The following is a 12,989-nucleotide window of genomic DNA, read 5'->3' on the forward strand; positions in this document are numbered from 1 at the left end:
AGCCAATCCTCCCAAAAAAGGCAAAGGAGGCCTTTCCGGGGGATCGTCTTGTGCTTGTCGGGGGTGGGCAAGGCGCTTCCGCTATTCTTAAGATGGATTATACGGGAGAATTTCCTCAACAGCCTCATCATTATTGTGATTGCCTTCCTGCTTTCGCTTTTCCTGAGCCATGTCCTGGCCTCTTTCAAAAAGAGCTGTCAAAGGGCAAAAGCGGACAATTCCCTCTGCCACCTTCATGCCGCCCAGCATAGCCATCATGAGATAAGAATCCCGCCAAGGTCTTTTCACAAGCTTTGAAGTGCTCCAGGCTAAGACAGTTAATCCGACTGTTATGCGTATTAAGGCATTTACAATGCCGATATTTGGTTTTACATTCATCGTTTTCACCACTTTCACAAATTTTTTACAATCTTTTACTTATTCTTTAATGCGTTAAACAGTGAAATATGTTACTATAGAACAACAAGATGAATGAAAGGGCTTTCTTTATTGATTTAAAGCCATTTCACACATTGATTTTATTCTAAAAATAGAGTCTTTTATATATAGATATCAACAAGGGAGGGAGTATGGTGCTGGAACAGCGTTACCGTTGGAAAAACAGGCACTTGCGTGAACATGTTTCCGTATTGGACGGAAAACTGTCACCGACGATATTACTAAAGAACGCCCGTTATCTTAATCAGGCACTTCGCAAATGGATAACAGCAAATATATGGATTTATGGCGACCGTATTGTTTATGTGGGCGAAAAGCTGCCGGAAAAAATAGAACAGTGTGAGGTCGTTGATTGTACGGGACTCAAGCTGGTTCCTGGATATATTGAGCCGCATGCCCATCCATTTCAATTATATAATCCCCTTTCCCTGGCGAGCTATGCATCGCAGTTTGGTACAACAACCTTGATTAATGACAATATGGTGCTTGCTTTACAGCAGGATAAAAAGAAAGCGTTTTCTTTCCTGAAGGAAATGAGAAACATGCCTGCAACAACCTATTGGTGGTGCCGATTTGATGCACAAACGGAAATTCAGCATGAAGAATCCGTTTTTTCGCATGGGAACGTTAAATCATGGCTTGAGCATGATGCTGTGCTTCAGGGAGGAGAGCTCACAGGCTGGCCGAAGCTTTTGGATGGCGATGATATGATGCTTCATTGGATTCAGGAGACTAAGCGGATGAGGAAAAAGATCGAAGGCCATTTTCCGGGGGCATCCGAAAAAACGCTGGCAAAGCTCATGCTGCTTGGTGCTGATTGCGACCATGAGTCGATGACGGGAAAGGATATATATAATCGTCTTTTACAGGGATATACCGTATCTCTCAGATATTCTTCCATCCGTCCCGATCTGCCGGTTTTATTGGACGAGATGCATGAATTCGGCATTGATCAATATGATCGGATGATCTTCACAACAGACGGTTCCTTTTCCTCCTTCTATGAACAGGGAATTATTGACCATATGATCCGCATCGCCATTGATAAAGGAGTGCCGGTTATCGATGCATATAATATGGCTACCATTAATGTGGCCCGTCATTATGGAATCGATTATTTGCATGGCTCGATTGCGACAGGAAGGGTGGCTAATATTAATTTCCTGTCAGATGAAAAGGAACCAACTCCATTATCAGTTATTGCCAAAGGGGAGTGGGTAAAAAGAGACGGTGAAAACCTGCACGCCTATAAGCCTGTAGAATGGGGAGAATACGGCTTCGAACCGCTGGATATTGATTGGGAACTGACCGCTGATGATATGCAATTCTCCATGCCTTTCGGGATAAAACTGGAGAATGCGGTTATTACGAAGCCCTATTCCATCACGATTGATGTATCATCCGAAGAACTGGAGAAAGATCATGATGAATGTTTCTTCATGCTTGTTGACCAGAATGGACACTGGCGCATAAATACGATATTAAAAGGGTTCTCGAAAAGCCTGGATGGAATGGCAAGTTCTTTTTCCAATACCGGTGACATTATCTTAATTGGAAAAAGCAAACAGGAAATGCTGAATGCTTTTAACCGGCTGAAAGAAATTGGCGGAGGCATTGTCATATCAGAAGGGGGAAGAATTGTCCAGGAGATGGAACTCCGCTTAAAGGGTGCGATGTCCCATAAAAATGTGGAGGAATTAATGGAGGAAGAAAAACAGCTTGTTCATTATTTGCGTGATCAAGGCTATAGACATGAAGATCCGATGTATACGCTGCTCTTTTTCTCTTCAACGCATCTGCCTTATATCAGGATTACTCAGCAGGGAATGTATGATGTAATGAATAAAACGGTACTCTTTCCAACGATAATGCGTTAAAATATAAAAGTGATGCTATATATAGAGAGATAAAAACTGCTCAGTAGAGCTAACATAGAACCTGCATCAAAGCAAAAAACACAGGGGTGCTAAATGCTAAAAAGATGGATAGCTGTATCAGCAGCGGCAATGCTTTTAGTCTCTGGCTGCAGCAAAGAAAAAGCTGAAGAGCCTGAAAAACAAGATACGGAAAAAACGGAAGAGGCCACAAAAGGGGTCAGCTCTGAAAAAGAACTTCCATTTCACTATCCCCTCACAGGCTTCGGGTCGGAGGCTGAGGTGGATGGAAGGGCTGTAGCGGTGATGATCAATAATCATCCAAAAGCCCGTCCGCAATCCGGGCTTAACCAGGCTGATATCGTCTACGAATTGCTGGCAGAAGGGGACGTGACCCGTTTTCTTGCTATTTTTCAAAGTGAGCAGCCTGAAATGATAGGGCCTGTCAGAAGTTCAAGAGATTATTATATTGAGCTGGCTAAAGGCTATGACAGCCTCTACATTGCCCACGGCTATAGCCCGGAAGCCAAAGAATTGCTGGATCAGGGCTATATTGATAATCTGAATGGAATGCAGTATGACGGTACATTGTTTAAACGGGAAAGCTTCCGCCAGGCTCCTCATAATTCCTATATTTCATTCGAAAGTGTGCTGAAGGGTGCAGAAGAAAGAAATTATGCGATGGAGGACGAACCGGAATCTCTAGCTTTTCTGTCGAAGGAAGATGCAAAGGCTATTCAGGGTGAGGATGCAGCCTCTGCCATGATCTCCTATTTGGACAATGAACTATTCAATGTCATCTATGAGTATGATGAGGGACTGGAGAAATACAAAAGATATTCCAATGGCGAACTTACAGCTGATTATAAATCCGGTGAACCTGTATTGCTTGATAACATTTTCATCGCAGAAGCAGACCACAAAGTGGTTGACAGCGCGGGTCGCCGTGATATTAACTTAACTTCTGGGGGAAAAGGATATCTCCTGCAAAAAGGGAAAGTGACAGAAGTAGAATGGGAAAACATTGACGGGCGAATTCTTCCGGTCATGAATGGCAAACAGGCTGGCCTGGTGCCAGGAAAGACATGGATCAACATCGTTCCATCAAGCCCGGGCCTTGAGCAAACGGTTTCCTTCGAAATTAAACAATAACGATTTTAAAATTCTATTACAATAAAGGGGAATGCAAATATATGCAAATTGATAAGCTAAGAGGCAAAGAACTGGATCAGTTATTTAAGTCGGTTTTATCTTTAAAAGACCTGGAAGAGTGTTATCGCTTCTTTGACGACTTATGCACAGTAAATGAAATACAGTCCCTGGCTCAGCGTCTGGAAGTGGCACGCATGCTTCGTGAAGGCAAAACGTATCATAAAATTGAAACAGATACGGGCGCAAGCACGGCAACCATTTCCCGTGTGAAACGATGCCTCAACTATGGAAATGATGCCTATGAAATGGCACTGGAAAGAATCAAAGAAGAAGAACCTGAAAAAGCGTAAATATTCGTATTGCTTAAACCGATGGGGCTGTTCCCACGGTTTTTTTCTTTGGTTCCCCTATTAATTTTTTCCACCTTATAAAGACTTCCTGCTTTTCTTTTTTATTCCCAATCTTAAATGATATAATGATGAAATGGAATGATAGAATGGAGGCAATTTTGCATGTATGATGTTCGCGAATGGAGCCACGTTTTTAAGCTCGATCCGGATAAAAATATATCAGATGAAAACCTGGAAATGATTTGTGAGTCTGGAACAGACGCGATTATTGTGGGCGGGACGGACGGAGTAACGCTGGAAAAGGTGCTGGATTTAATGGCACGCATCCGCCGATATACAGTCCCTTGTGTGCTGGAGGTTTCAACCATTGATTCAATTACCCCGGGCTTTGACTTATACTTTATCCCTACAGTCCTTAACAGCCGGGACGTGAAGTGGGTTACAGGCCTTCATCAGGAGGCTGTAAAAGAATATGGGGATATCATGAATTGGGAAGAGGTTTTAGTTCAGGGTTATTGCATCCTGAATGAAGAATGTAAAGCGGCACACGTTACCAATTCACGGACAGATTTATCATTGGATGAGGTAAGGGCATATGCCATGATGGCTGAAAAGATGTTCAGCCTGCCAATCTTCTATCTTGAATACAGCGGAAAGTACGGAGATGCTGAAGTGGTCGCAGAGGTGAAAAATACGCTTGAAGAAACCGTATTATTTTACGGCGGCGGCATCATGAATGCAGAGCAGGCAATTGAAATGGCTGAGCATGCGGACGTAATCGTGGTCGGAAATGTTATTTATGATGATCTGCAGGCTGCATTGGCCACTGTTGAAGCTGTGCGTGCCTAATTCAGTTGCTGATGATGAGAAAAAAAGATAAAATAGATATAAGAACATATGTTTCTATGGTGGTGAAGAGAAGAAATGCAATTTTTAACGGATAAATTATTGAACGGACTGAATCCGCAGCAGCAAAATGCGGTAAAAACAACAGGCGGACCCCTTCTTATAATGGCAGGAGCGGGAAGCGGAAAGACAAGAGTGCTTACTCACAGGATTGCTTACTTAATGGTGGAAAAGGGTGTGAACCCCTACAATATTCTGGCAATCACATTTACAAACAAAGCAGCCCGTGAAATGCGTGACCGAATTCATAATATGATGGGCGGAGCTGCAGATGAAATCTGGATTTCGACGTTCCACTCCATGTGCGTGAGGATCTTAAGAAGAGATATTGACCGTATTGGCTATAACCGCAATTTCACGATTCTGGATTCAACAGATCAGCAATCGGTGATTAAATCAATCCTAAAGGATAAAAACCTGGATCCAAAGAAATTTGATCCGCGTGCTATCCTGGGGTCCATCAGTTCGGCAAAAAATGAATTGATTACTCCTGAAGAGTATGCGAAAACAGCAGGAGATTATATTCAGCAGGTTGCAAGTGATGTATATACAGAGTACCAAAAGAGACTTAGACGCAACCAGGCGCTTGATTTTGATGATCTTATTATGATTACGATTCAGCTGTTCCAGAGGGTGCCGGAAGTGCTTGAATATTATCAGCGCAAATTCCAGTACATTCATGTGGATGAGTACCAGGATACTAACAGAGCGCAATACATGCTGGTAAAGCTTTTGGCAAGCCGTTTTAAGAATCTGTGTGTGGTCGGTGACTCTGATCAGTCCATCTATAAATGGCGCGGTGCGGACATAGCCAATATCCTTTCTTTTGAAAAGGATTATCCGAATGCACAGACTATTATGCTCGAACAAAATTACCGCTCAACAAAAAGGATACTGCTGGCTGCGAACGAAGTCATCAGCAAGAACCTCAATAGAAAGCCAAAAAACCTCTGGACCGAAAACGCAGAAGGCAATAAAATCTTCTACTATCGTGCCGACAGCGAGCAGGGAGAAGCACAGTTTGTTGCAGGCAAAATTAAAGAATACATCAGCAGCGGCAAGCGAAGCTTTTCGGATATTGCTATCTTGTACCGCACAAACGCACAGTCCCGTGTAATGGAGGAAGTGCTGTTAAAGTCGAACATTGAATACTCCATTGTCGGCGGAATCAAGTTCTACGACCGCAAAGAAATTAAGGACATCCTTGCTTACCTGCGTCTGATTGCAAATCCGGATGATGATATAAGCCTTCAGCGTGTTATCAATGTGCCAAAACGCGGAATCGGCTCCGGTTCGGTTGATAAAATCGCCAACTTTGCACAGCTTCACGAAATGAGCATGTTTGAGGCTCTTGAGTCCATTGAACTGATTGGCCTGAGCCCGAAAATTACAAAAGGGGCTATTGAATTCAGGGATTTGGTTAAAAACTATACACAAATGCAGGAATACTTATCTGTGACAGAACTTGTGGAAGAGCTGCTGGAGAAATCAGGCTACCGCGATATGCTTATTGCCGAGAAGTCCATTGAAGCCCAGAGCCGTCTGGAAAACATTGATGAATTCCTGTCTGTTACAAAAAACTTTGAAGAAGCCAGCGAAGATAAATCGCTTATCGCATTTTTGACTGATCTGGCTCTTGTGGCTGACATTGATAAATTGGATGATGATGGTGAAAAAGCTGAATCAGTTGTTCTTATGACACTTCACTCAGCAAAAGGGCTAGAGTTCCCTGTTGTCTTTTTACTAGGTCTTGAAGAGGGTGTATTCCCGCACAGCCGTTCTCTAATGGAAGAATCGGAAATGGAAGAGGAGCGCCGTCTTGCCTATGTGGGAATCACGCGGGCAGAAGAGGAGCTTTACATTACGAATGCACAAATGCGTACTTTATTTGGACGCACGAATATGAATCCTCCATCCCGATTTATCAAAGAAATTCCGGCTGAATTGCTGGATGGGCTTGAACCTGCTAAAAAGCCGTCTCCATTTGGATCATCCCCGTTTGGATCTCCTTCTGCTTCAAGAGGAGCACAGCCTCAGCGGAAAGCGGTGGTTCGTCCATCTGCATCGAATACAGGCGGAGATGAAATTGCCTGGGTAGTCGGCGACAAAGCCCAGCACGGAAAATGGGGTACAGGTACAGTTGTCAGTGTAAAAGGTTCCGGCGAAGGAACAGAGCTGGATATTGCGTTTCCGAAACCAGTTGGCATTAAACGTCTGCTGGCCAAATTTGCACCGATTACAAAGGCGTAATCTTAGAGCAGCCTGCCAGGCATCTTTTAAAGGATTATAGAAAGGGTTGAATGTATGGACCTTCAATTGGCAGAAAAAAAGGTGAAAGATCTGCACAACCTTTTGAATCAGTATAATTATGAGTACCATGTTCTTGATCAGCCGTCTGTTCCAGATGCTGAATACGATAGGCTGATGAGAGACCTCATTGAGCTTGAAGAGCAATTTCCTGAGCTTAAAACGGAGGATTCTCCCACACAGCGGGTTGGTGGGGAAATCCTTGATATGTTTGAAAAGGTGGAGCATCAGTCACAGATGCTCAGTTTGGGCAATGCCTTCAGTGAGCAGGACCTAAGAGATTTTGACCGCCGTGTCCGCCAAGGTGCAGGTCAAAATGTTTCTTATGTATGCGAATTGAAAATCGATGGACTGGCTGTCTCCCTCCGTTATGAGGATGGACTTTTTGTTCTCGGTGCCACACGTGGGGACGGTTCCATTGGTGAAAATATCACAGCAAATTTAAAGACCATTCGCTCCATCCCTCTTCGGCTGAAAGAGAGTGTAACGATGGAAGTCCGCGGTGAGGCATTTATGCCAAGGAGTTCTTTTGAGAAATTGAATAAAGCAAAAGAGGAAAATGGGGAAGAGCCTTTTGCAAATCCAAGGAATGCCGCAGCAGGTTCATTAAGGCAGCTTGATCCGCGTCTTGCAGCAAAGCGTAATCTCGATATTTTTGTCTACGGCATAGCGAATGTAGGGGATACAGGCGTTGTATCCCATAGCGAAGGTCTGGATTATCTGGAAAGCCTTGGATTTAAAACGAATAAAGAACGCAAAAGATGTGAAAGCATCGAGGAAGTCATTGAGTATGTACAGGGATGGACTGACAAACGTCCAAATCTGCCTTATGATATTGATGGCATCGTTATTAAAGTCGATTCACTGGAAACACAGGAGCAGCTCGGCACTACGGCAAAAAGCCCACGCTGGGCCATTGCCTATAAATTTCCTGCAGAAGAGGTTGTTACCACATTAAGGGATATTGAATTAAGTGTGGGGCGAACTGGCGTAGTTACGCCAACTGCACTTCTGGAGCCTGTCCGAGTTGCCGGAACGACTGTCCAAAGGGCGTCACTGCACAACGAAGATTTAATTCGCGAAAAAGATATTAAGATTGGCGATCAGGTCGTAGTGAAAAAAGCAGGAGATATCATCCCTGAAGTTGTAAATGTACTGGCTGACAGGAGAACGGGTGAGGAGCAGGACTTTAACATGCCGACACATTGTCCTGAGTGTGAAAGCGAGCTGGTCCGCCTTGATGGTGAAGTGGCATTGCGCTGCATTAATCCAAAGTGCCCGGCCCAGATCAGGGAAGGTCTAATTCACTTTGTTTCCCGCAACGCCATGAACATTGATGGCCTTGGTGAAAAGGTGATAAGCCAATTATTTGCCGAAAATCTGATTAAAGATGTGGCAGATATCTATAAATTAACGTATGAACAGCTCATCCAGCTTGAGAGGATGGGTGAAAAGTCAGTTAATAACCTCATTCAGGCAATTGAAAACTCCAAGGGCAACTCATTGGAAAAGCTTTTATTTGGTCTGGGAATCCGTCATGTTGGCGCAAAGGCTGCCAAAACGCTGGCCCAGGAGTTTGGCCATATGGAAGCACTTGAAAAAGCAACCCGGGACAATTTAACAGCTATCAATGAAATTGGTGAAAAAATGGCTGATTCCATCGTTTCCTTCTTTGAACAGGAAGAAGCCCATGAACTGATTGCGGAGCTGAAAGCAGCTGGGGTCAACATGGCTTATAATGGGCCAAAGCCTGTTTCAGCCGAAAACTCGGATAGTTTTTTTGCAGGAAAAACAGTGGTTCTGACAGGAAAGCTAGAATTAATGAGCCGGAATGAAGCAAAAGAAAAAATAGAGGCGCTTGGCGGCAAAGTATCCGGAAGCGTCAGCAAGAAAACAGATGTTGTAATCGCCGGAGAAGACGCTGGATCCAAACTGACGAAGGCCCAGGAGCTTAGAGTAGATGTTTGGAACGAGGAGAGACTGGTTGAAGAATTAAATAAGTAAGAGGGTGTAAGCTCCGTGAAAAAACTGATGATGCTTGCTTTATCTCTAACCCTTCTGCTTGCAGGCTGTGCGCCTAATTTTAATAAGCAGGAGGAAGTTGTTCAGGAAGACAAGAACGAAGAGGATAAGGCAATCATTCCGAACTATAAAATTTCTGACAAGTATTATCGAACACTGCTGCCTTTTGAACCAAGTGAATCCAGAGGTCTCGTTGTCAATAATGTAAGCACCAAGTATGATATCAATGAATTTGAGACAGGACTTATGCGAGTTGCGCAAAACACGTTTGATCCTGATAAATACTTATTCCAGGAAGGGCAGTATCTAAAAAGAGGCACAGTCCAGGCTTGGCTAAACCGTAAATTCACTGATGATCAGCTGAAGGAACGGGAGATGAAGGCAGAAGACAATATCGGCTTAAATCCGATGATCGCAGATAGCGGGGATATTGAGAAAAACAATGAAAAAAGTCCGATCTACCTTGCTCATATTCTTGAACACAACTATTTGCTGAAAAATGATGATGGGAAAGTGGGGCTCGGCGGTGTTGTCATTGGCCTTGCCATGAACTCTGTCCATTATTATCAAAAGGAACAATATGGTGCCACTTTCGAAACAAAGATTGACCAAGATGTCATTGAACGAGAAGGTAAAAAGCTAGCTGAAGAAGTACTGCAGAGAGTACGGCAAATCAAAGGCCTGAAAGATGTGCCGGTAACCATTGCTTTGTTTGAACAGCAATCAAGAACCTCGGTGGTACCAGGAAGCTTCTTTACATACGCTACGGCAGATAAAGGAAGCACAAAGCTTGGCGGATGGGAAGACGTCAACGAGAAATATGTCCTTTTCCCTTCAAACACGGCTGAAAAAAATCATCGTGATGATTTAACGGCATTTCTTAACTTTAAGCAGGATGTAGAAACCTACTTCCCGAACTTCAATGGAGTTATAGGGAAAGCCTTCTACGCTCAGGACCAATTGCAGGAAGTTAATATTGATATCCCAATCCAATTCTATGGAAAAGCAGAAGCGATTGGATTTACGCAATATGTAACAGGGCTTGTTGTCAAACACTTCCCTGAATACATCTCAGTCCAGGTGAATATTTCATCTGTCAACGGACCGGAAGCGCTAGTAGTCCGGAAAGCAGACCAAAGCGAACCTTTTGTCCATATCTACCAATAGAACCAGGGTACCCAGAAGTGCAGAAGATGCACCTTCTGGGTTTTTTTAATTTTAGGAAAGAGGATTGCGGGCATGATGACAAAATTTGAAGCAGTTAGAGAAAATTGGTCGTCATAGAGGAATGGCGACACAATAGGAAGAGTAGCAAGAATAAGGGGTCTCCATAAAAAGGTTATAGCTGTAAAAAGATAAAGAAGTTAGGAAAAATGATATCCCCTTCCAAAAAATAAGAATAACAGCAATAGAATTTTTTATATAACAGTTTTATCCAAAATCTGCCCTAAGAATCATCAACCCCTTATTCCCCTAAGTGAAACTGCCATTTCTCTCAATGGATGTTAATATATAACATCAGCGGAGAATGTTTGAAGATAATGTTATTTTCGTGTTAATATAGTGTTTGGATGAAAACGTTTTAAGAGAATAGCAGACCTTTCTCCAGCAGGTTTATAATAACGGGACGGGGCGCTACGATCTGGCGTTTGATATTTGTACACACAGGAGGCGGTAAAAATGGTACAACCTTATAAGCATGAGCCATTCACGAATTTTAAAGAAGATGAAAATCGTGAAGCATATTTAAAGGGTTTACAAACTGTAGAAAGCTATTTGGGCCAGGATTATGATCTTTTAATTGGCGGAGAGCGCATTTCTACTGAAGATAAAATTGTATCAATCAATCCTTCTAATAAAGAAGAGGTAGTTGGCCGTGTTTCAAAGGCAAACCGCGAGCTTGCGGAAAAAGCGATGCAGGCTGCTGTTGAAGCATTCAAAACATGGAGAAAAGTGAAGCCGGAAACACGCGCAGATGTTTTATTCAAAGCTGCTGCGATTATCCGCCGCCGCAAGCATGAGTTTTCTGCCCTTTTAACAAAGGAAGCAGGAAAGCCTTGGAACGAGGCAGATGCTGATACTGCGGAAGCCATTGACTTCCTTGAGTACTATGCACGCCAAATCTTAAAAATCAAAGACGGTGTTCCAGTCAACAGCCGTCCGAATGAATATAACCGTTATGACTACATTCCACTGGGAGTGGGCATCATCATCTCTCCTTGGAACTTCCCGCTTGCGATCATGGCCGGCACAACTGTTGCCGCTATCGTGGCAGGAAACACTGTTCTATTAAAACCAGCGTCTACCACACCAGTTGTGGCTGCTAAATTCGTAGAAGTGATGGAAGAAGCAGGCCTTCCAAAAGGTGTGCTAAACTTCGTGCCGGGCAGCGGTGCAGAAGTGGGCGACTATTTGGTTGACCATAAAGACACTCGTTTCATCTCCTTCACAGGTTCACGCGACGTTGGTCTTCGCATCAACGAGCGCGCTTCTAAATTGAACGAAGGCCAAATCTGGCTGAAGCGTGTCATCGCTGAAATGGGCGGTAAGGACACAATCGTTGTAGACAAGGAAGCAGACCTTGAATTGGCAGCTACTTCAATCGTTGCCTCTGCTTTCGGATTCTCCGGCCAGAAGTGTTCAGCATGTTCACGTGCGGTTGTAGTAGAAGATGTATACGATCAGGTTCTTAACCGTGTGGTTGAACTGACTAACGAATTAACGCAGGGCAATCCTGAAGACCAGAGCAATTACATGGGTCCAGTGATTGACCAGGGCGCATTTGACAAGATCATGAGCTACATCGAAATCGGCAAAGAAGAAGGCAAGCTGATGACAGGCGGAGAAGGAGACAGCTCGAAAGGATTCTTCATCAAGCCGACTGTATTCGCTGACCTTTCCCCGGATGCACGCTTAATGAAGGAAGAAATCTTTGGACCAGTCGTTGGCTTCACAAAGGCAAAAGATTTCGACCATGCGATTGAAGTCGCCAACAATACCGAGTACGGCTTAACAGGTGCTGTGATCACGCAGAACCGTGAGCACATCCAAAAAGCGCGCGAAGATTTCCATGTTGGAAACTTATACTTCAACCGCGGCTGTACAGGTGCGATCGTTGGATACCAGCCATTCGGCGGATTCAACATGTCAGGAACGGACTCCAAAGCGGGCGGCCCTGACTACATTCTTCTGCACATGCAGGCGAAGACTACTTCTGAAATGTATTAATAAACCTCCGATTGGAGGCGGGAACAGCAACTTGGTTGCTGTTCCTTTTTTATTGGATATTCGGCACTTTGAAGTATATGATGAAAATAAGCCTACAGATTGGAGTGATGCAAAAATGCCAAACAAAGCTTTGATTAATATCGATTACACAAATGATTTTGTAGCGGAAGACGGTGCCCTGACATGTGGTAAGCCCGGACAGCTGCTGGAAAAGAAAATCTCAGAGCTTACACAAGAGTTGATCGCAATTGGGTATTTCACTGTTTTTGCCATTGATGTTCATGATAAAGGAGACATCCATCACCCAGAAACGAAATTATTTCCGCCACATAATATCAGGAACACGGAGGGAAGAAATCTTTACGGTTTATTGCAGCAGGTTTATGAAACAAACAAAGACGCTGAAAATGTTTATTTCATGGACAAAACGAGATATTCTGCATTTGCAGGAACCAATCTCGAGATAAAACTGAGGGAGCGCGGGATTGAGGAGGTGCACCTGGTCGGTGTATGTACAGACATTTGCGTGCTTCATACAGCAATCGATGCTTATAATAAAGGGTTTAAAATAGTAATTCATAAAGATGCTGTCGCATCATTTGACCAGAAGGGCCATGAGTGGGCCTTGAGGCATTTTGCAAATACGCTTGGAGCAGAAGTAATTTAATGATTGCCTGCTTTGTAATTTAGCCGGCAACCAAAGGATTGATTT

The 12,989-nt window shown here is 43.7% G+C and carries 10 protein-coding genes; 9 read left to right on the top strand and 1 reads right to left on the bottom strand.

Annotated features, from left to right (window positions below; all coding sequences use genetic code 11):
* Nucleotides 1-87: 87 nt before the first annotated feature.
* Entirely contained in the window at nt 88-378 is a 291-nt protein-coding gene (locus tag ACR42H_RS01890; protein WP_113885625.1) for a YgaP family membrane protein, read from the bottom strand.
* Between the two features lie 194 nt (nt 379-572).
* On the opposite strand from ACR42H_RS01890, the gene ACR42H_RS01895 reads away from it, so the two are divergent.
* The 9 genes from ACR42H_RS01895 to ACR42H_RS01935 all read left to right on the top strand — a co-directional run bounded on the left by ACR42H_RS01895 (nt 573) and on the right by ACR42H_RS01935 (nt 12,944).
* Nucleotides 573-2,315, top strand: coding sequence for an adenine deaminase C-terminal domain-containing protein (locus ACR42H_RS01895; RefSeq protein WP_436376808.1), 1,743 nt, complete (start codon nt 573-575; stop codon nt 2,313-2,315).
* Between the two features lie 93 nt (nt 2,316-2,408).
* Nucleotides 2,409-3,464 (top strand): DUF3048 domain-containing protein, encoded by a 1,056-nt coding sequence (locus ACR42H_RS01900; protein WP_113885627.1) that lies wholly within the window; start codon nt 2,409-2,411, stop codon nt 3,462-3,464.
* A 41-nt stretch (nt 3,465-3,505) separates the two neighbouring features.
* Nucleotides 3,506-3,814, top strand: coding sequence for a YerC/YecD family TrpR-related protein (locus ACR42H_RS01905; RefSeq protein WP_009336752.1), 309 nt, complete (start codon nt 3,506-3,508; stop codon nt 3,812-3,814).
* 162 nt (nt 3,815-3,976) lie between these two features.
* Nucleotides 3,977-4,663 (top strand): heptaprenylglyceryl phosphate synthase, encoded by a 687-nt coding sequence (locus ACR42H_RS01910; RefSeq protein ID WP_436374552.1) that lies wholly within the window; start codon nt 3,977-3,979, stop codon nt 4,661-4,663.
* Between the two features lie 75 nt (nt 4,664-4,738).
* Nucleotides 4,739-6,970, top strand: coding sequence for a DNA helicase PcrA (pcrA, locus tag ACR42H_RS01915; protein ID WP_436374553.1), 2,232 nt, complete (start codon nt 4,739-4,741; stop codon nt 6,968-6,970).
* Between the two features lie 54 nt (nt 6,971-7,024).
* Entirely contained in the window at nt 7,025-9,031 is a 2,007-nt protein-coding gene (gene ligA / locus ACR42H_RS01920; RefSeq protein ID WP_436374554.1) for an NAD-dependent DNA ligase LigA, read from the top strand.
* Between the two features lie 15 nt (nt 9,032-9,046).
* On the top strand, nt 9,047-10,216 hold the full coding sequence (locus ACR42H_RS01925) for a CamS family sex pheromone protein (RefSeq protein ID WP_113885631.1): 1,170 nt from the start codon (nt 9,047-9,049) through the stop codon (nt 10,214-10,216).
* A 513-nt stretch (nt 10,217-10,729) separates the two neighbouring features.
* Nucleotides 10,730-12,277, top strand: a complete 1,548-nt coding sequence (pruA, locus tag ACR42H_RS01930; RefSeq protein ID WP_436374555.1) for an L-glutamate gamma-semialdehyde dehydrogenase — start codon at nt 10,730-10,732, stop codon at nt 12,275-12,277.
* A 115-nt stretch (nt 12,278-12,392) separates the two neighbouring features.
* Nucleotides 12,393-12,944, top strand: coding sequence for a cysteine hydrolase family protein (locus ACR42H_RS01935; RefSeq protein ID WP_181782402.1), 552 nt, complete (start codon nt 12,393-12,395; stop codon nt 12,942-12,944).
* The last annotated feature ends 45 nt before the right edge of the window (nt 12,945-12,989 follow it).

Origin of the sequence: Cytobacillus sp. BC1816 (assembly GCF_051353635.1) — a bacterium.
Classification (GTDB): domain Bacteria; phylum Bacillota; class Bacilli; order Bacillales; family Cytobacillaceae; genus Cytobacillus; species Cytobacillus oceanisediminis_C.